Annotated in this window: 16 protein-coding genes and 1 pseudogene; 7 read left to right on the top strand and 10 right to left on the bottom strand. The window is 56.7% G+C overall.

Going from position 1 to position 20090, the window contains the following annotated elements; genetic code table 11:
* Nucleotides 1-98: 98 nt before the first annotated feature.
* Nucleotides 99-4829 (top strand): annotated as a pseudogene (locus ACZ6J2_RS19055) (hemagglutinin repeat-containing protein); the annotation flags it as partial.
* A gap of 202 nt (nt 4830-5031) precedes the next feature.
* A complete protein-coding gene (locus ACZ6J2_RS19050; RefSeq protein WP_471726435.1) occupies nt 5032-5226 on the top strand; it encodes a hypothetical protein in 195 nt (64 codons plus the stop codon).
* 298 nt (nt 5227-5524) lie between these two features.
* On the opposite strand, the gene ACZ6J2_RS19045 is transcribed toward ACZ6J2_RS19050, so the two are convergent.
* The 4 genes from ACZ6J2_RS19045 to ACZ6J2_RS19030 form a co-directional block, all read right to left on the bottom strand.
* The gene (locus ACZ6J2_RS19045) at nt 5525-6613 is read right to left on the bottom strand and encodes an AAA family ATPase (RefSeq protein WP_471726434.1); all 1089 of its coding nucleotides are present in this window, start codon (nt 6611-6613) and stop codon (nt 5525-5527) included.
* Nucleotides 6614-6758: 145 nt separating this feature from the next.
* Nucleotides 6759-7718, bottom strand: coding sequence for a YbgA family protein (locus ACZ6J2_RS19040; RefSeq protein ID WP_409245707.1), 960 nt, complete (start codon nt 7716-7718; stop codon nt 6759-6761).
* Between the two features lie 102 nt (nt 7719-7820).
* Nucleotides 7821-8231: a hydroxyisourate hydrolase gene (uraH, locus tag ACZ6J2_RS19035; RefSeq protein ID WP_471726433.1), complete on the bottom strand. Its 411-nt coding sequence runs from the start codon at nt 8229-8231 to the stop codon at nt 7821-7823.
* A gap of 99 nt (nt 8232-8330) precedes the next feature.
* Nucleotides 8331-9056, bottom strand: coding sequence for a MerR family transcriptional regulator (locus ACZ6J2_RS19030; protein ID WP_029740778.1), 726 nt, complete (start codon nt 9054-9056; stop codon nt 8331-8333).
* Between the two features lie 117 nt (nt 9057-9173).
* Between ACZ6J2_RS19030 and ACZ6J2_RS19025 the strand changes: the two genes are divergently transcribed.
* A complete protein-coding gene (locus tag ACZ6J2_RS19025; RefSeq protein WP_471726432.1) occupies nt 9174-9698 on the top strand; it encodes a lipocalin family protein in 525 nt (174 codons plus the stop codon).
* Nucleotides 9699-9701: 3 nt separating this feature from the next.
* Here ACZ6J2_RS19025 and ACZ6J2_RS19020 read toward each other — a convergent pair whose 3' ends face one another.
* The 6 genes from ACZ6J2_RS19020 to ACZ6J2_RS18995 are packed head-to-tail and all read right to left on the bottom strand — an operon-like array spanning nt 9702 to nt 15741.
* On the bottom strand, nt 9702-10712 hold the full coding sequence (locus tag ACZ6J2_RS19020; protein ID WP_471726440.1) for a fimbrial protein: 1011 nt from the start codon (nt 10710-10712) through the stop codon (nt 9702-9704).
* On the bottom strand, nt 10712-11230 hold the full coding sequence (locus ACZ6J2_RS19015) for a fimbrial protein (RefSeq protein ID WP_039263502.1): 519 nt from the start codon (nt 11228-11230) through the stop codon (nt 10712-10714). Before ACZ6J2_RS19015 ends, ACZ6J2_RS19020 begins: the two co-directional genes overlap by 1 nt.
* The gene (locus ACZ6J2_RS19010) at nt 11221-13746 is read right to left on the bottom strand and encodes a fimbria/pilus outer membrane usher protein (protein ID WP_471726431.1); all 2526 of its coding nucleotides are present in this window, start codon (nt 13744-13746) and stop codon (nt 11221-11223) included. Before ACZ6J2_RS19010 ends, ACZ6J2_RS19015 begins: the two co-directional genes overlap by 10 nt.
* A gap of 23 nt (nt 13747-13769) precedes the next feature.
* Nucleotides 13770-14447 (bottom strand): fimbrial biogenesis chaperone, encoded by a 678-nt coding sequence (locus ACZ6J2_RS19005; RefSeq protein WP_471726430.1) that lies wholly within the window; start codon nt 14445-14447, stop codon nt 13770-13772.
* Between the two features lie 53 nt (nt 14448-14500).
* Nucleotides 14501-15085, bottom strand: coding sequence for a fimbrial protein (locus tag ACZ6J2_RS19000; RefSeq protein WP_029740784.1), 585 nt, complete (start codon nt 15083-15085; stop codon nt 14501-14503).
* A 53-nt stretch (nt 15086-15138) separates the two neighbouring features.
* Complete coding sequence (locus tag ACZ6J2_RS18995) at nt 15139-15741, bottom strand: helix-turn-helix transcriptional regulator (protein WP_471726429.1); 603 nt, start codon at nt 15739-15741, stop codon at nt 15139-15141.
* Between the two features lie 706 nt (nt 15742-16447).
* Between ACZ6J2_RS18995 and ACZ6J2_RS18990 the strand changes: the two genes are divergently transcribed.
* The 4 genes from ACZ6J2_RS18990 (at nt 16448) to ACZ6J2_RS18975 (ending at nt 19902) form a co-directional block, all read left to right on the top strand.
* A complete protein-coding gene (locus tag ACZ6J2_RS18990) occupies nt 16448-17209 on the top strand; it encodes a winged helix-turn-helix domain-containing protein (RefSeq protein ID WP_032661966.1) in 762 nt (253 codons plus the stop codon).
* A 1-nt stretch (nt 17210) separates the two neighbouring features.
* A complete protein-coding gene (locus ACZ6J2_RS18985) occupies nt 17211-17690 on the top strand; it encodes a hypothetical protein (RefSeq protein ID WP_471726428.1) in 480 nt (159 codons plus the stop codon).
* 189 nt (nt 17691-17879) lie between these two features.
* Nucleotides 17880-18818: a GlxA family transcriptional regulator gene (locus tag ACZ6J2_RS18980; protein ID WP_471726439.1), complete on the top strand. Its 939-nt coding sequence runs from the start codon at nt 17880-17882 to the stop codon at nt 18816-18818.
* Between the two features lie 85 nt (nt 18819-18903).
* Nucleotides 18904-19902 carry a class I SAM-dependent methyltransferase gene (locus tag ACZ6J2_RS18975; RefSeq protein WP_121932588.1) on the top strand — a complete coding sequence of 333 codons (999 nt, stop codon included), beginning with the start codon at nt 18904-18906 and terminating at the stop codon, nt 19900-19902.
* The last annotated feature ends 188 nt before the right edge of the window (nt 19903-20090 follow it).

Below are 20090 nucleotides of genomic sequence, written 5' to 3'. Positions count from 1 at the left end.
TTTCCAGCGGCGGGAAAACGCCTCCGCCACCGGGTTATAGCTACCGTCCTATTTCGCTTACCGATATCTCGTCAGTTGCCCCAGCGCTGACCAGCAATGGTTCGCCGATTAAGCTGAGCGACTATCCGCTACCGGCCAACAATAACGGGTATTTTGTGGCAAACCGCGATCCGAAAAGCCCATATCTCATTGTTACCAACCCGAAACTGGCGGGTTTAGGGCAGCTGGATAGCAGCCTGTTTAATGATTTGTACAAGCTGGCCGGGACAACACCGCCTTCGGCGCCGCAGGAAACCCGTACAACCTATACCGATACCACGCAGTTCCTGGGTTCGGATTATTTCCTGGCGCGTCTGAATCTGCGTCCGGAATATGATTACCGTTTCCTGGGCGATGCAGCCTTTGACACCCGCTACGTCAGCAATCAGATCCTGAACGAGACCGGTAGCCGCTACGTTAACGGCGTGGGCTCGGACCTTGAGCAGATGCAGTATCTGATCGATCGCGCCGCTCAGGCCCGGGATAAGCTGGGGTTACAGCTCGGCGTTAGCCTGTCGGAAGAGCAGGTTGCATCGCTGGATTCCAGTATCCTGTGGTGGGAAAACACGGTAATTGAGGGGCAAAATGTCCTCGTGCCAAGGCTGTACCTGTCGGCGAAGGACGTGGCGTTTAACAAAGGGAGCATAATCGCCGGAAATCAGGTGATCCTTAATGCTGGCAGCATCACGAATGACGGCAGTACGCTGCAGGGTAAAAGCCTGCTGGCTGCCAGCAGCCAGAGCACAATCAATAACATCAATGGCGGCCTGATCGGTTCCAGCGGAAGCCTGCAACTTAGCGCCCTGGGCAATATCAATAACGTGGGTTCCACCATCAGCGGGCAGACGGTTAGCCTTGAGAGCGTGGGGGGCAGCATTATTAACCAGACGCTGACCAACCAATGGAATATCTCGGGCACCACGAACGGATGGAACAGCCAGGCCGTTTCGCTGACGCAAACCGACCTGGGCGCTCTTGCTTCCATCAAAGCGACGGACAGCCTGACCCTGAGCGCTGGGAAAGATATCATCAATACCGGCGCTAGCCTCAGCGCCGGCGGCGATATGTTGCTAAAAGCGCTGGATGATATCTCTGTTACAGGGAATCAACTGGTGACGCGTGACCGTTATGGCCGCAATCTCAATGAGACCGTCACTAACCAGGGCAGTACGATCACCAGCGGGGGCAACCTTGGCCTGCAGGCAGGTCGCGATCTGAACGTTACGGGCAGTAATCTGACGGCTGGTGGCAGCGCTGCGCTTTGGGCGGGTAACGATCTGGTGCTGGACGTGGCGCAGAATAGCCGCCACAGCCAGACCGCGAAAACGGATTCCCTGAAGACGGATAATACGCGTACGGTCATTAGCGCTGGCGACGATCTGACGCTTGCAGCAGGCCGCGATCTGCGCAGTAACGCCGCGGCGCTTGCCGCACAGGAGCGCGTGGGGCTACAGGCCGGTCGGGATATCGATCTGCTGGCGGCAGAGTCCACAACCAGCGATAAATACAGCGCGAAGAAAAAAGTCGAGATCAACCAGTCCGTGCGTCAGCAGGGAACCGAGATCGCCAGCGGGGAGAATACTCAAATTCTCGCCGGACGCGATGTCACCACCGAAGCCGCGCAGGTGACGGCGAAGGGCGATATCGGCGTGGCGGCAGGCCGCGACGTCAGCCTCAATACCGCAACCGAAAGCGATTATCACTACAAAGAGCAGACCAAAACCAAAAAAGGTTTCCTCAGCAAGAAAACCACCCACACCATCGAGGAGGACAGCGCGACGCGTGAATCCGGCTCATTGCTGAGCGGCGATAACGTGCTGGTGGTGGCGGGCAATAACCTGCGGGTGTTCGGCTCCGCCGTGGCGGGCGATGGCGACGTGCAGCTTAAGGCGGGCAACAACGTCGATATCGTGGCGGCCACGAACAGCGACACCTCCTGGCGCTTTAAGGAAGAGAAAAAATCCGGCCTGATGGGCTCGGGCGGGATTGGCTTCACCATCGGCAGCAGCAAAAGCACGCACGATCTCCGTGAGAAGGGTACCACCCAGAGCCAGAGCCTCAGTACGGTGGGCTCGACGGGGGGGAGCGTCGCGATTTCTGCCGGAAACCAGGCCCACATCGGCGGGGCGGATCTGATCGCCGGGAAGGATTTAAGCCTCAGCGGCGACAGCGTCATCATCGAGCCGGGGCACGACAAGCGCACCCGGGATGAAACCTTCGAGCAGAAGAAAAGCGGGCTCACCGTGGCGCTCTCCGGCACCGTCGGTAGCGCTATTAACAATGCCGTGAGCGCGGCGCAGGAGACCAAAGAGCAAAGTGATGGCCGTCTGAAAGCCCTTCAGGCCACCAAAACGGTGCTCTCCGGCGTGCAGGCCGGGCAGGCAGCGGATATGGCGGCAACCACCGGCGACCCGAACGCAATGGGTGTGAGCCTCTCGCTGACGACCCAGAAGTCGAAATCACAGCAGCATGCTGAGAGTGATGCGGTGGCAGGCAGCACGCTGAACGCAGGCAATAATCTCTCCATCACCGCGAACGGCAAAAACAAAGGCGCGAACAGCGGCGACATCGTGATTGCGGGCAGCCAGCTGAAAGCCGGGGGCGATACCACGCTGGATGCACAGAACGATATTCTGCTGTCCGGCGCGGCGAATACCCAAAAAACCAGCGGCAAGAACAGCAGCAGCGGTGGCGGCATTGGCGTGAGCATCGGTGCCGGAGGCAACGGCGCGGGTATCAGCGTGTTTGCCAACGTTAACGCCGCGCACGGCAAGGATAAAGGCAACGGTACCGACTGGACCGAAACCAAGATCGACAGCGGCAAAAACGTCACCCTTAAAAGCGGGCACGACACCGTGCTCAACGGGGCCCAGGTTAACGGCGATAAAATCGTGGCAGATGTTGGTCACGACCTGCTGATGCGCAGCCAGCAGAACAACAGCGACTACGACAGCAAGCAGACCAGCGTTGCGGCGGGTGGCAGCTTCACCTTCGGCACTATGTCCGGTTCAGGCTATATCAACGCCAGCCAGGACAAGATGAAGAGTCGCTTTGATTCGGTGGCCGAACAGACCGGGCTGTATGCCGGGGACGGCGGCTTTGATATCACCGTGGGGCATCACACCCAGCTTGATGGCGCGGTTATCGCCTCTACCGCCACGCCGGACAAAAACAGCCTCGATACCGGGACGCTGGGCTTCAGCGATATCCACAATGAGGCGGACTTTAAAACCTCGCACTCCGGTATCAGCCTGAGCGGCGGCGGCAGCTTCGGGGATAAATTCCAGGGCAACCTGCCGGGTGGCATGATCTCCGCTGCGGGTAATAAAGGTCATAAGGAAGGCACCACGCAGGCCGCCGTGGCAGAAGGTTCCCTCACTATCCGCGACAAGGCAAACCAGAAGCAGGATGTGGCCGATCTGAGCCGCGACACCGAACATGCTAACGACAGCATCAGCCCCATCTTCGACAAGGAGAAAGAGCAGAACCGTCTGAACGCGGTTGGGATGATCAGCGACATTGGCAGCCAGGTGGCGGATATTGCCAGGACGCAGGGTGACCTGAACGGGCTGAAGGCGGCCCAGAAAGAAACCGGCGCAACACTCCCCGCAAACGCGACAGAGAAACAGCGCCAGGATTATCTGGCGAAACTGCGAGATACCCAGGCATACAAAAACGTGATGGTGACGTACGGAACCGGCAGCGATATGCAGCGCGGCATCCAGGCGGCCACGGCAGCGCTGCAGGGACTGGCGGGCGGCAATATCGGAGGAGCGCTGGCGGGCGCGTCGGCACCGGAGCTGGCGAACATCATCGGCCATCATGCAGGCATTGATGACAACACGGCGGCAAAAGCGATTGCCCATGCCATCCTCGGCGGCGTAACTGCAGCCCTTCAGGGAAACAGTGCCGCAGCGGGCGCTGTGGGGGCCGCATCCGGCGAACTGATTGCGACAGCTATCGCCAGACAGTTCTATCCGGACACAGACCCGTCGAAGCTGACGGAAGAGCAGAAGCAGACCGTGAGTACGCTGGCATCTGTTTCAGCGGGCATAGCAGGCGGGATTGCTGGGGGAAATACGGCTGGTGCGGCGGCTGGAGCCAGTGCAGGGAAGAATAGTGTTGAGAATAATTTACTCGGCGGTAGTGAAGAGGCTCAGGCCGCGTGGATTCGCCAGCACGGCGTCGATATGGCGACCTGTTCAGATAATCCGAGTGGGGCAGCATGTCAGAAAGCAATGAATGAGCGTGATGCCGTAGGGTTGGCGCTTGCAACAGGTGGTGTAGCTCTCTTACCAGGTAGCGCTCAGGCCTTATGGGGATTAGGCGCAGGTGCTAATGCCGGTATCAACTATCTGTCTGATGGAACTATAGACCCAACAACAGCTGTTATCGGTGGCTGGGTTAACGTGATCAGTGCCGGGAATGGTATTGCAGGAACGATTGGCTGGAATGCGGCTGGAGGTGCATTAGGAAACTGGCTTGAAGGGAAAGACCCAATATCTGGTGCGGTAGTAAATGGCGCAGGTTCTCTTGTGGGTTATGGCGTTGGCAACGGCCTTAAATGGGGAGTTAATGCTGGCGCTAACTGGTGGAAAGGTGGCTGGGATCCCAAGTTTAACGCCGAGTTGAGACAGTTTACTGAAGTAAAAGGAGATTATGGTCTTTCAAAAGAAATGAAACCAAGCAGTGTCCCAAGCTCGATTGGTGACATTGGTGGTAGTATCTCGTCAGAACTTGGAGGTAAGTATACAGAGTATAAAATGAAGCAAGCAGGAGATGGAAAATGAAAATACTAAAATACACTCTTCCTTTGGTTTTTTTTATAGCATTTAGTATGGTTTCGATTTTTCTGACAGGGATCGTTTTATATGCATGTGGGGAGGTTTTTTTCTTAGCATATAAAGGAATACCAATGTCTTTTTCATCGGATATTGTTTTGTTTTTAGGTAAAATAAGTATATGTATTGGTATTTTCGCCGGTGTAATGTTATGGATCGCCAATTTGCTAAAAAAATGACCGTCGCATTTTCCGTCGGAACGGTCGTTTTTTTCCGTTTTAATAAAGTGGCGGGAAGAAGCGTCCAGTCACCTTTTACCCCGATGTTTTTCTTTGACGCGCTCTTTTTTGGGCTGGGCAGTAAGCGAGACATGAACATCGCAGCATGTTCATTTATCGTCTTTTAAGTCAGTATCTGGGGATTAACTTATTTAAAATTAAGCACTCATTTTTGGGGGAGTCGCGAAAGTTATTTTGGTTTTGGGAACGCCGGGATTTTATTTCTGATTATGCATTGTCGCTATTGTGCAAAAATGTCGTTATCAAAAATGATGACCTGGCCCCCATGAGAGAGTTGATTAATATCCGGCGATCCGGCCTTACCAGCCCCTTTATATGGTTAAGCAGGGCCGGGTATCTGGGGTTCTTTATTGGCATGCTTCACTGAAGCGAGATGCGAAAAAACAGCCTCCGTGCCCATTGAGACTACCCTAGCCTCTCCACCCTCGTCTCCCCCTCCACCATTGACAGCTGATACAGCGAAAACGATCGCTGTTTCTCAATCAACTTCGCCAGCTCCGGCGAGTGGCTGGTGAGCCAGATTTGCGAGTAGCGGCTGGCCTCGGCGATTAAGCTCGCCAGCGCGGGCAGCATCTGTGGGTGCAGGCTGTTTTCCGGTTCGTTCAACGCGATAAACGCCGGTGGGCGCGGGCTTAACAGCGCTACCGCCAGGCACAGAAAGCGCAGGGTGCCGTCGGAGAACTCCGCCGGTTCCAGCGGCCTGCTAAGACCTTCGCGCTGCATCATCATGCGAAAACGTCCGCCGGTGTTGTCGCTGTAAAACACGCAGCCGGGGAAGGCCTGGTCAAGGATGCGCATCAGCAGCAGCTCGTCGCCGATCTCGACGATGGTCTGAAACGCGGCCGCCAGGTTTGCGCCGTCGCTGGCCAGCACCGGGGAGCGGAAACCGACCTGCGGAGCCCGCATCGCCGAGCCGATTGATACAGAAAACTCATGATAAAAGCGCCAGTTACGCAGGGACTCGCGCATCTGCGACACTTCCGGGTAAAGATGCGGTTCGCCGAGCTGCCCGAACACCGATTCGTTCTCGTACAGCGTGCCGCTGTGGGTCACTTTCTCGTGATGCACGTTGTTCAGAAACACTGCCTGGTTCTTACGCTTCATCAGCTGTGACGAAGGCCGACGGTGCTGGCCGCTCAGCCAGAGAGATTCTTCTTTGATCACCGGATCGAGCTGAAACTGCGAGGGATAGGGCAGCTTCTCCACAAACCCGACCTGCAGCTCGTATTCGTAGGTCTCTGTTTCCACGGCCAGATTCATCCGCCGCAGCTGGTCGCTGCGGGTTTTGCCTGCCCAGAACACTTTCAGAATGCCGCCCTCGTTCGCCAGCGCCTGGGAAAACTGCCCCTGGGCGGCGCTGTGCATCAGGTATATCGCCTTGTAGATATTGGATTTCCCGGTGCCGTTCGGCCCGAAGACGATGTTGAGCTGCTCCAGCTCCAGCGACATGTCACGGATGGATCGGTAGTTTTGAATGTGCAGGGTGTTGATCACAGGCAGGCCCCTTTTGCAGAATAAGCCTGTATATAATCACAGTCTTTGAGATGAAATGCAAAAAAGAGACGACAGTGAGGATGTCGTCTAAACGGGGTACTGCTTTGGGCCTCTACGGGTCAATGGGGCCTTCGCATTTTTATGATCACTTGACTGCCAGACGCAGACCCAAATCATCAGGATAGGGATCAAAGTAGTTTTGCGTCATCAGATACCGGTCGGGGTATTCGGCCAGGTAGTGCTTCAGCAGCGTGATCGGGGCGAGAATAGGCAACTGTCCGTTGCGATAGTGCAGGATCACGTCGCGCAGCTCGCCGCGCTGGCGGGTGTTCAGCTGGTTACGGAAATATCCCTGAATATGCATCAGCACGTTGGTGTGATTCTTCCGCGAGGCGGGTTTTTTCAGGATGGTCATCAGCTTTTCCCGGTACGCCACGAAGAAGGCGTCCAGGTCTTCCCACTCGTGCAGCGAGGCAACGAACGGACCGATTTCACGGTAGCCTGCCTGATGGTGCGCCAGCAGCTGCAATTTATAGCGGCTGTGGAAATCCAGCAGCCCACGTCGCGTGAGACCTTTAGCGCGCAGCGTGTTTAGCTCGTGCAGGGCAAATACCCGCTCGATAAAGTTTTCCCGCAGCACCGGGTCGTGCAGCCGACCGTCTTCCTCGACGGGCAGCCACGGCCAGGTTTCAAGAAGGGCGGCGGTGAACAGCCCGACGCCCTCCTTGCGGCCCCGGTTGCCGTTTTCATCATACAGCCGCACGCGTTCCAGGCCGCAGCTTGGGGATTTTGCACAGACGATAAATCCCGACAGATCGCCGATTTTTGGCAGGTAGTCCGCCGTAAAGTCGGCCATTTTCTGCGTGAGGTCATCATGAGGCGGCTTGCTGAAACGGAGCTGCGTTTCGCCGCTGTCCGTCAGCGTCAGGCGTATGGCCGGACGAGGGGTCGGGAGACCGATAGCCATTTCCGGGCAGACGGGCCTGAAATTCACCCACTGGGCCAGCTCATCCATGACGAAGCCCATACGCTTGTGTCCGCCGTCAAAGCGAACGGCGGATCCGGTCAAACATCCGCTAATACCGAGCACAGGTTTCGTTGTCATGGTGTAGTCCTCCCGTTCATGTAATTAAAACTTACACAACATGACTAATTTGTCCAAGTATTAGCGGAACTATTTTTTTTATTCCTTTAAAATCAACGCGTCTTAACTGCCCTTGTAGGTCGAGTAACCGTACTGGCTCAACAGAAGCGGGATGTGCAGCTTCTCGTTGGTGCGGGTCACGGTAAACAGCACCGGGATCTCCGGGAAGAAGGAGTCCAGCTTTTTGCCGTGGAAGTACTCTGCGGTTTTGAAGGTCACTTTATACACGCCAGGCTGCATGTCCTGATCCTGCGGATAGAGCGATTTGATGCGGCCGTCGTGGTCGGTTTTGCCGCTGGCAATCTGGGTCCATTTGTCCTGCTGCTGTTTCTCCAGCGTAACGGTCACGTCTGATGGCGGCATCCCGGTTTGCTGGTCGAGAATGTGGACGCTCAGCGTGCCGGCAGGGGCGCTAAAGGCAGCAGGGGCAAAGGCCATCGAGGCCAGGATCAGCAGAGGGGCAGTTTTTTTCATGGTGTTTTCCTGTTGAGTTATTCGTCACAGGAAAACGTTAGCATCTGCGGCGCGGGAAAATATTCAACTTTTCGTGAAGATTCCCGCAGGAGAAAATTATCAGAGGATAATCACTTCAAGCGATACCTGCTGCTGCCACTGCTCCACCTGTTTTTTCCGCCCGGCGGTGAGTTTGCCGCTGGTGACCAGAAGCCATTTGCGCTCGGGGAAAATTTCCGGTGCCAGCGCGTCAGGCGGAACCGGCAGGATGTCGATTCGGTGGCCCTGCCCGGTGCGCGTTAAGGCTTCGAGCCAGATCTCGCACGGGTCGTTCAGGTGCCAGCCGCTGAGCAGAATGTTATCGCCCGGCGCTTTTTTATCGCCTTCGAGGCAAAACGAGGTGTAGGCGATGATGATGCCGTCGAGGATCGCACGCAGGGTCATGGCGGCGGCGACGTTGGCCGAAACCTGGCTGCGCAGCGGGCGCAGCACGTTCGCGACCAGCTCCGGCCTTGGGTATTCGCGTCCGGCGTCGTAAATCATCTGGCGCAGGGATTCGACCTTGCCGTCCTGCAGGCGTTGCAGCATGTTCTGCTGCAGGGTTTGCCAGTTGTTGGTCCGACCCGGCGTCGGGCGCTCCAGCAGAGGTTTGACCTGGCCGATCGGGACGCCTTTTTTGACCCAGTCGAGAATTTTTAGCGCCTGCTGGACGTCCTCGTCGCTGTACTGGCGGTGGCCGCCTTCCGTGCGCTGTGGCTTGAGTAAACCATAGCGACGCTGCCACGCCCGCAGGGTGGTGGCGGTGATGCCGCTGAGTCTGGCGAATTCGCCGATGGAGTAAGCCATGTCCGTGTCCAGAGTGGAGGAATACTCTCAATATACTACGAATTTTCCCGAACGGGATGAAGCGCCGAAACGGTGCACTACACTTAACGTCCAACCGTGCAAATGAAAGGAATTCTCATGAAGCTATGGCCTGTTGTGACCGGTGTTGCCATTGCGCTGACGCTGGTCGCCTGTAAATCCCCCACGCCGCCGAAGGGCGTGCAGCCGATTTCCGGTTTTGACGCCAGCCGCTATCTTGGCAAATGGTACGAGGTCGCCCGTCTGGAAAACCGCTTTGAACGCGGGCTGGAGCAGGTAACCGCCACCTACGGCAAGCGCAGCGACGGCGGCATCAGCGTGCTCAACCGGGGCTACGACCCGGTGAAGAACAAGTGGAACGAGAGCGAAGGCAAAGCGTACTTTACAGGCGAACCGACCATCGCCGCGCTGAAGGTCTCCTTCTTCGGCCCGTTCTACGGCGGCTATAACGTGATCAGGCTGGACGATAAGTACCAGTACGCCCTTGTCAGCGGCCCGAACCGCGATTATCTGTGGATCCTGTCGCGCACGCCAACCATTCCGGATGCGGTGAAGCAGGATTACCTGAACACCGCGCGCGGTCTGGGCTTCCGGGTTGACCAGCTGGTGTGGGTGAAGCAATAGCCCCTACTGGTAGGAAAACGTAATGCTGGCCAGCGCGTTGGCCGAGCCGGGGACCAGTTCGCCGGTTCGGATGTACTGCGCCTGGAACGGTAACGTGAGCGTCTGCGCCGCCGTGGTGCTCTGGATGAAGAACTGGCCGGTCGAACCCGCGGCCGAGCTGTCCGGCCCCATCGTCAGCGGCCCGCTGCCGTTGTAGAAAAACTGCACCCCAACGCCGGACGCCGTGGAGTCTCCGGTCAGGGTCACCACCGACGAGGTGTTCGACGGCGTGGTCTGATCGGTCATCACCGCGTGAACCGCCACGTTCGCGTCGCAGGTCAGGCCGACGGTAAACGTCCCCGATGGCGACGTGCTTCCCACCGTGGGCAGGGTGCGAATATCAATGGTGCCCAGCGCCACGCTGGCGTTTTTGCTGCCGACCGTACACCCGCTGGCGGTCACCGTGATGGTGGTCGGACTGATAATCACCTGCGCCGTTTTCGTCTCGTTGTTATAGGCGGTGAGCACCGCGGCGTTGATGGTCGGGATGTTATAGACGCCGGATTTCAGGGCGGCACCGGTTTTAATAAAGGTGACCTTTGCAGACCATCCCAGATCCTGGGCAAACCCACTGGTGCCCTCTGCCGGGTAGCTTTGCGTGATACCGGTTTGCAGGGGAATATATTGCGTACTTTTAAAATCCTTCAGCCCGATGATATACCCCACGCCCGGTACGCCGGTCTCAAAAATGGTGTAATTCGCGCCGTCGACGGTGACCGTCGCACCGCTTGAGATGGCGCTGCTGCTGGGCTGCAGCGTGCCTTTGTTGCAGGTAAAAATAAGCCCGCACCAGAACACCTGCTGCACGCTGGCGGTGGCGCTCCAGGTCGAGCCGATAATGCTGCCCGGCACCACGGAGTCCGCTGGCCCGCTGTAGGTCATCGGCTGAGGGGAGAGCGTAATGTCCGATTTCCAGTCCAGAGCCTGCACGCTGGCGCAGAAAAGTAATCCGCTGAGAAGAAACGCTAAACGCATCATAGATACTCCGTTGTCCAGGTGGCGAGGGCTGACACATCACCGGCGCTCACCGGCGTAGCGGTGGCAACCAGCTGCGCGTAGAAGGTCATCTGTACGCTGTCATCCCCCGCCGTTCCGTACGCGGTGGTCTTTGTATTCAGGGGAATGAGTACGCTCTCTTTATCGAGGATCTGCACCGCCACGCCGGTAGCGCCACCGTCGGCAATCTTCAGCAGCTGCGGGTTGGCATCATCCGGCGTACCGCTGAAGCGAATTTTTACGCCAGCAAAGGTTGGCCCGCACGCTTCAAGCCTGAGCGTGAAGGGCGTTTTGATATTGCTGACGGCCCCGGCACGGCTGAACTGTTTAATACCAATGGTGCCCAGCGGCACGTTTTGCTCACCGGAGTCCTGCGCCACCACGCAGGTGTTGCCGATCAAATTGCCGGTGACGGAGACCAGCACGTCGTAGCCGCGAACGGGGAGCGTGAAAACCAGCAGCAGCGCAAGGCAGCCGATCCGAAGCGTTACTGACATACCACCTCCTGAGAATAAAGACCGGTGCGGGCGTTATAGTTCTGCTTGTTTAAGGCATAGGTAATAGCGCAGCGCTGGCGGCTGCCGCGGCCCCACACGGCGTTCAGCGTGCCCTTTTCTGACAAACCGGAAAGATACAGGCTGCCGCCATCGCCAACGATGCCGCTGGTTTTGTCATCATCGAGCGAGACCAGCGTGCCGAAGGGGAGCACGTCGTTGCCGTGACGCACGATAAACATCGCTTTTGCCCCCTGGTGCGTGATGAAGGTGGCGCGAACCAGGGCGCCGTCGGTAGGCGTTTTGTTGGCGATGGCGTTTTCCAGCTCCACGTCGCTGCCGGCGGTCGTCACGTCCAGCGCGACCTGGTTAACGCGGTACGGCGTGGCGTACGGGATCACCGCGTAGCCACGGCCGTCCGTTTTGATGCCCTTATGGTTAAGCACGGCGACATTGCTGGCCCCCGGGGCTTTTACCAGAATGTTGGTGTTCCCGAGCGGCTGGCTCAGCGTCAGGCCATCTTCATGCACTACCGCGCCGCCGCTGATGCCATAGCTGAGGTTGCGGGAGTCGCTGGCGTAGCTGTAGCCCAGGTTGTAGTCTCCCCACGCGCCTTCGTATTGCAGGGTGGCATCGCCGCCGTAGTGCTGTCGGGAGCTGTAGCGCTGGTTGACGCTATAGAACAGATTCTCCTCACCCGGCAGGTAGCCGCTCACGCCCGTGCTGGTGGTTGTGCCGGTGGAGTCCGCATGGGTCGTGGTAAAGCGCGCGCGGGTCGACAGCGTCGGGTTGCCCAGCGGGACCGAAATCGACATCGACAGAATGTTATCTTTCTTGTCGTCATACAGGCTCGAGCTTCGCTGGACGCTGACGCCAAGCGACACGTTGCGAAACGTGGCGTTCCACGCAAACTGCAGGCTTTGCGTGGTATTTGACGTGTTCCAGTAGGTCTGCTGATCCCACGACAATGACAGCGAGCCGTATTGTCCCATCGGCTGCGACAGCAGCAGCTGGTTTTTTGCCTTGCGCGACATGCGCAGGTTGTACACGTTGTCGTAATGGGTGGTGACGGTGCCATCGTCTTCCACCGTCTGCTTTGGCGATCCGCCCGACATCCCTTTGTACGTCGTGTCGCTGAGGGTATAAAACCCTTTCGTGGAGTAGCGCAGCGAGAAGAAGTTCACCCGCGTGCCAATGTCGTTCAGCAGCTTGCTGTAGCGCAGGCGCACCGAATCACCGGTATAGTGCCGATCGTCCGCCAGCTGGCTGCGGGCGTGGGTCAGGTCGATGGAGTAGGCGCCAAAGCGGCCGAGGTTTTGCCCAAACCCGAGGGCCAGGCCGTTATAGCGATCGGCAAACTGCGCCCCGCCATAAAACGTCAGGCCGTATCGCCAGCCGTAGAACAGCTCGCCCTGCGCGAAAGAGGGCGCATCCTGATTGCCCGTCGGACGGTATTTCCCGGCGCCGAGGGCATATTTCACCTGTCCGTTACGCACCAGGTTCGGCACGCTGGCAAAGGGAAGCGTGTATTGCGTTTTGCTGCCGTCGTTCTCCTGAATGGTGACCGCCAGATCGCCTCCCGAGGAGGTCGGGTAGAGATCTTTCAGCACAAACGCCCCCGGTGGGACGGAGGTTTGATAGATGATGTTGCCGTTCTGGCGAACCGTGACCGTGGCGTTGCTGCGCGCGATGCCGCGAACTTCCGGCGCATAGCCGCTGAGGCTGGCGGGCAGCATGTTGTCATCGGTTTTCAGGGCGATACCGCGCAGGCCCACGGAGTCGAACACCTGCGCCGAGGTGTACGTTTCCCCGGCATACACCTGCGCGCGCAGGGCGTGAATATCGCGCTGCAGCCAGGTCTGCACGTGGGTAAGTTCATTGCTGTCTTTGGTCCACGTGGTGAAATCACGCAGCCGCCACGCGCCCAGGTTGACGCCGCTGTTGAGGCTTGCAAACAGCTGCTGCTCCCGCGTGCGCGTCTCGCCGCGATACTCATTGTTCGAACCGTTGACCACGTAATTCAGCCACGCGGCAGGAATGCCCGCCTCCCAGCTTTCCGGGCTGACGTACCCGCGCGGCAAATTTCGCATCGCACTTTGCGGTACGGTGAAGCTCAGGGTGAGCGTCTTCTGGTCCAGGTCAAACTGCGTATCCGCAAACGCCTTCGTTAAGAAGATGCAGCGCTGCGCCAGCGGCAGCGCTCCGCCCTTCGCCTGATGGCTATCGATGCCCAGCGCGTCGAATTGTTCAGGCGTGAGGCAGGGCAGCGCTTCACCCGTGCTGTCTTCAGCAAGGCGGAACGTGACGTTACCCGTGAACGCATAATTCGTATTGATATACACGTTGAGGTTGTAATCACCCGGCGGCAACGCGCTCCCGGCGTTGACCCAGGCGAGATCGGCGCTGTTTGCGCTCTCGCCGTTGAGGAACGCGGGGTTAAATTGCAGCTCGCTTTCAGCAGCCACGGCTTGCCGAATCACCAGGGAGATCACCGTGGCGCACAGGATTTTTATTTTCACGTGGTCACGCCTTACTGTTTTTATTATTGGGATAACGACGCGCGCGTGGCGGGGGTCCATGCCCCGTAATCGTTAATGGTTTGATAGCTCATGCTGCCCGCATGGCTGAAGGTTTCGGCCAGCGTCACGCTGCCTTTCGGGGGCACCATCACCGGCTGCACCGGCATACCGTCAATTTTGACGTTGATGGTGGTGAGGTAGTACGGCGTGGGGTTGCTGAGCGTGACCTTTCCGGCGCGATAGGCACCGGCCAGTTTTTTCCACGCTTCTGCCGGGGTCTCACTGAGTCCCTCCGGGCGATAAAAGACCTTGATGCGGTTAGCCGATGCAAACTGCAGCGTATTCCCGGTGCCGCTTTTCGTCTGCTGGGGGATGGCTTTGACCGTCATCCAGTAGAGCGTCTCCCGATCCTCTGGCAGGGCTTTGCCGTTAAACATGATTTTCACCGCGCTTTCGCTGGCCGGTTTTATGACGTACAGCGGCGGCGTGATCGCGAAGTCGTTGGTGCGTTCGCCTTTCTCATTCTCCATCCACGACTGGATGAGGAATGTAGCGTCGGGATGGGTGTTTCTCACCTGCATCATGGCCTGGCTGGTGGCGCTGGAGTAGACCAATCGCGTTGCGCCCAGCCCCACGCCGCCGGCATAGACGGCGGAGGAACATAACGCGCCCGCCAGGCAAATCCATGTGTTTACGCGCATAGTGTTTCTCCTGAAAGCTAAGACAGGCCCGGCTCGCAGACCGGGCCTGAGGATTACGAATAGGTCACGGTGTAGGTTGCGACGGCGCTGGCATCACCCGCGGTGGCGCCGCCTTTCGGCGAGTAATATTTCGCGCTGAAGTTCAGGGTGTTGGCACCCTTACGCAGAGGGATGGCCGCAGCAGGTTCACCCAGGTTCACCACGTTGCCCTGCTCGTCATAAAGGCGGATAGCCACGTTTTGCGCAGAGTTGGCGCTGCCGTTTGCCCCGACGGACAAGCTATTAACATCGGAAGTATCCGGCGTGCCGGTGAAGGTGACGGCCACGGTTGTGGCGGCAATCGGGTTCTCATCCGTAGAGGCTGAGGTATCGGCGATTTCACAATCTTCCAGGGTGATGGCAAACGCTTTTGCCGTGCTGGCGACGCTGCCGGCGGTCGCCAGCGTTGCGGTACGCACTTCACCCATATCTACGTCAATGTTGGCGCTTCCTGCGCTGATGGCGCAGGCGGAGGTCACCACTTTGCCGCTAAAGTTCACCGTGCCGCCGCTGGTGCCGGCAGCCAGGGCCGTGCCCGCTGGCAGTAATGCCGCAATAGCGATCGCGAGCAGCGTTTTATTATTGAATTGAGCTTTCATTGTCCTGATTCCATTATGGTGTTATGTCGAGATTTGCTCTGAAAGCAGCAGGTCTAACTGGTTAAAAAGACCAGCAAATCTGTCTTGTTCCTGAGCCCGAGTTTTCTTATCGCTGAGCTTTTTAACGCGCTGACACGACGGTAAGAAAGCTGCTCTGTTTCGGCGATGTAACGCATATCCAGACCCTTTCGCAGTTCCTTCAATACCCTCCATTCACCCGGCGTCAGCGATAACGCCGTGGGTTTTTTTATTGGGCGATAACGGCTATCGACCAGCTTTAATACGCTGGCTCGCCAGTGATAAAGCGGGTCCTGCAGCGAGAGATAGGCGTCTATTTCACCGCGTATCCACAGCCAGGAGTTTGCCGGTGCGGAATACATGCAAATAAGTACGTCGGGATAAAGTACTTTCATCTTCCTGATATATTTCAGGCAGTCATATCCCGCGTGATATTTCTCCATGCCGGATAAAAAAATCACGTCTACCGGTGCGGCTGCGAGTATCGTTTCGATCTCCGCGTAATTATCGATCGATGCAGTAATCTGCATGGCCGGGACAATATTTTTTAATAACGCGGCGATCCCCTGGCGCGCAAAGTGATCTCCACCCAATAGCGCGATATTTAAATGACGTGTGTTGTTGAGCTTATTCGCCATGTCATTCCCTCGATTTATAATTGTAATGAGACTCGTCTGTCTGGCAGAACGATGCCTGTATTTTCGAAGCAATTAAGCATTGCACGGTGTGAGCCCACTATACTCAGGGCGTAAAAGAGGTAACCTGAATTAATCTTAATTTGTTTTAAGTACGGTTTAGGTGTAGCGTCAATTTCTCCTCGCTGAACCGGCTTTTGCTTATCTGCCTGTAAATAATCATACCGGTAGTTTTTATTGAAAAGTTGGCTTTAATAAATGTTTTGTAAGGAAATAGTCTGGGGACGTCATGCGACGCGGGTTGTTACTGACGGTGGCTAACAGTTTCGCACCGAAATTGTTAATTAAGACGACAGCTTTCGAATTGGTCGTAATTTCGAAACCCGCTGGCAGCGCGCGTCCTCTCTGCTTTTTATTAAAAAAACAAATTAAGCACGCTGAATAATTCAGACAATGATGGCTAAAGCGTTCAACGGGCGCCTTTGTCGAGTTTTGTCAGTGTCAAGACGGCTTTAAATGGCGGTTAAGAAAACTTCAGACCGGTCAGATAAAGAGAAAGGAAAAATAAGATTTTTCGCCAGGCGTCAGGATATACAGTTGCGCACTTATCCGTCACATTAATCCTTGCACAGGCGAGGGATACGCAGGTTAACCGTGAAGGGAATCTACTGGAGCAACAGGTGTTGACCGGAGGTATTTAGCCCATTCTATGCATAAGCATTACATTATTAATGGCCTGGTAGAGTTTCATCCAGCGGCCAGCACATTACGCGATCTCAACAATCCTGACCGGGTGGTGGTATTAAATTCTCCGGCGGGGCGCTGTTTGTTGTTATTAATTGAGAGAGTCGGAAGTATTGTGACTCAACAGGAGTGCATGGATATTGTCTGGCAGCGCCGGGGGATGCTGGTTTCGCCTAATACCTATTACCAGAACATTTCTATTCTGCGTAAGGGGCTGAAGAAAGTGGGGTTTGAAACCGATCCGATTGTCACTATCCCGCGGATTGGACTGACGCTCGCAAGCGATACGCAAATCACCGTTAAAGAGACGCAGCCGCAGGCTGAAGAGGAAGAACGTGCTGCTCCGGATGTCTGCGAAGAGACCGTCGCCCCGACGGTCTCGACGCGCCGCTTCTGGCTGCCGGGCGCGCTGGTGCTATTGCTGATGCTGGCTGGCGTGAGCGTTATCAGCCATAACCTGCTGCATGACAGCTATTTCGTCGACGGGTACCGCTTCGCGATGAAGATGGGAGAATGCCAGCTCTATTTTTCTCGCGATATTGAAACGCAGCGCGACCGGGATAAAGCCCTGGCCTATGCCGCCCCGTTTAAGGACCAGTGCGCTAACTATCCCTGGGTGTACGTCAGCGGCTACATCCTGCTGCCTCGCGCATCGGTCATTCGCTGTGACAGGCCAATGACGGAACCCAACCGCTGTATGTCCGATTATTTTATAGAGGATCGCTAGTATGGTTCGCTACCGTCAAACGCTTGTTGCGCTCTGCCTGTGCCTGTTGATGGGGGCTGTCGTGGCGGCGTATTACCTCTGGCATCGCCATTACATCCAGCCCTTTTCCTGCCAGGCGAACTTTATTCAGCATCACCGTGATGAAACGCTCTCTCTGTGGCTGAATTACACCGTGGAGGGTAACAGCGGAATACTCAGTATGAATGGCCGGTTGAAAAGCGATCCTACAAAGACCCTGAATCGCAAAGTTTTCTTTCAGATTGAGCGCAAAGACAGCGTCTATAATCTGACGTCCATACGCAATATGAAATTTCCGGACGACAACATCAGCGACAGCTGGCTGGAGAAGTACGAGCCCTTATTTTTTATCTATCCGAATAAGAATATTTATATGCGTATTAAGAAACAGCAGAATGAGAATTATTTATTTATTCTGGGGACGCTGCCGACCTATGTGTGCCACATATCAAAAAACGGATAGCGACAGGGAGAAATGTTTTTAAGTTTTTGCGGGCATCATTTATGCTTGATTTAACAGCCAGGACCTATCTTAGGAAAATATAACAGCGACAATAATGTTGCGATAATGTAATTATTCTTCGGCAAGTTAATGAAAAATATAATTGATGATAGCGTCAGAATGACGCCTGCACGGAATAAATCCCTGCATATGGGTTTACTCCTGTGGCCCCATTTCTCGCTTTTCGCATATTCAGGATTAATAGAGGCGTTACGTATTGCATCCAGCGTCCAGAAGCGTAGCCAGAAAATACGCTTTAAACTCAGCCTGATAAGCACTTATCCCGACTTACCGATAGTGAGCAGCTCAGGGCTCAGCGTGCGGCCTGAGGCCGCCCATGCGCCGCCCGGCGACTTCGACTACATTGCGGCGATCGGCGGAGGTCTGGAGCATCTTCACCAGGGACACCGTGGCGACAGAGCGTTTCTCACGGAGGCTTATCACAACAACGTTCCCCTGATAGGTATTGGTACCGGCAGCTTTATCCTGGCGGAGGAAGGCTTACTGAACGAGCGCCGCGCCTCGATTCATCCTCATCACCATGACGTTTTCACGCAACGCTTTCCGCAGGTTTATGCTGAGCAAGGCCTCGATTTTATCGACGAAGGCGATGTGCTGACCTGCCCGGGCGGGATCTCAACGCTCACCCTGGTAACGGCGCTGATCCGCGCCCACGGGGGAGACGGCATTGCGGCCACCACCTCCCGGCGGCTGTCCCTTCCTCCGCATGACGCCGCCACGCCGCGGCCCGCGAATATCGCCATGATCCCTGATTCACGGCTGCGCAGGGCGGTGACGATCGTCGAACAGTATCTGACTCACCCGCTGAACGCCGCCAGGCTCGCGCAGGACGTTAAGCTGAGCGAACGCCAGCTTAACCGCCTGTTTCACGCCGAGTTTGGCAAAACGGCGCGGGAATTTATTCGCAGCGCCAGGCTGCGCTATGCCTGCTGGCTGCTGAAAAACTCTCAGCAAAGCGTGACGGATATTGCGCGGCGGATGCGGTTTAGCGACTGCGCCCATTTTATTCGTCATTTTCAGACCGAGTACGGCTGCACGCCGGGGGTATGGCGCACGTCGCAGAACTGATGCACCTATCTCGTGCTTTCTTCGTAGGGTATTACTCGCTCGCCTGGATAGACTTCCGTTAAAAGCCCAACGGAGGGAAGACGACATGAACTGGCAGCCTTTTCGCGGCGATGCACCGGAAAATATGACGATTTTCAGCGCGTCATTTCCCGACGTCAGCGACCAGTGGCCGATGAAAGACGACGCTGCCCGTGAGATCGCCTCCCTTGACCGCGCCCTGAAAGCCGAACCGGCGCTCCGGCCTCCGAGGGTGGAATACGACGAAGGGGGGCAGGCCGTGCTTGTCCCGCAGAACCGCTATTCCGAACAGGCCTTCCGCAACCGCCCGGCGCTCACCGCGTGGCGAACCCGGCTGGTGCCCTCCGCGCTGGCGCTGTTTGTGGTGCAAAATCCGCTGGAAGACCGCCTGCCCGACGGCACGAAAATGGACAGCGACAGCCGCCAGTGGTTTATCCACGCTAACGATGCGATTGGCGTGCGCTCCCGCGCCAGAGTGCTGGCCGCGCTGGTGGATAAGTATATTCACAACGAAAGTGAAAATAACTGGGTTAGCCTCGCAAGCGGTGCCGCCATTCCGGTGCTGGAGGCGCTGCGCGAAGCAAAGCTCGACGGCCAGCGTGTATATCTCACGCTGGTGGACAAAGACCCGGTGGCGCTCAGCTGGGCCGAAACCATGGCGGCGCAGGAAGGGATTGTGGTGGGCGAACAGCTGACGCTGCTCAGGCGCAACCTGCTCCATACGCTGGTGCGTAACGAGGACCTGCTGCTGGAGCTCGGCGAGCATCAGGCCGAACTGGTCGACGCGCTGGGGATTTTCGAATACTTCAACGATACCGATGCGGTGATTTTTCTCCAGCGCGCGCTGCGGCTGGTCAAGCCCGGCGGGGCGGTGATTGTGTCGAACATGCTGACCAGCAGCCCGCAAATTGACTTTGTGCTGCGGGGTATCGGCTGGGAGGATATTCACCCGAGGTCGTTACAGCAGCTGCAGGATATCCACCTCGCGGCAGGCGTGCCGGTGGAAAACGTCACCGTGGTTGTGCCGAAGGATGGGGTGTATGCGGTGATGGAGATTAGGGTTTAGCTCGAACGGTGTGGGATGACAAACCGCACAATCGGTTCCCTCTCCCTTGAGGGAGAGGGCTAGGGTGAGGGGGAGCAGGGCGCAACAATATTTACCGTTCCTCAGTTGTTCGGTTAAACCGAACAACTGTCATGAAGGATTGACTCGTTTTCCTGTTCTCATTCCCAGGTGATGATTCTTGCTTGCCA

Source organism: Enterobacter sp. E14S, assembly GCF_055666685.1.
Note: the sequence above shows the minus strand (reverse complement) of the source record. Positions and strands in the feature narration are given on the sequence as shown.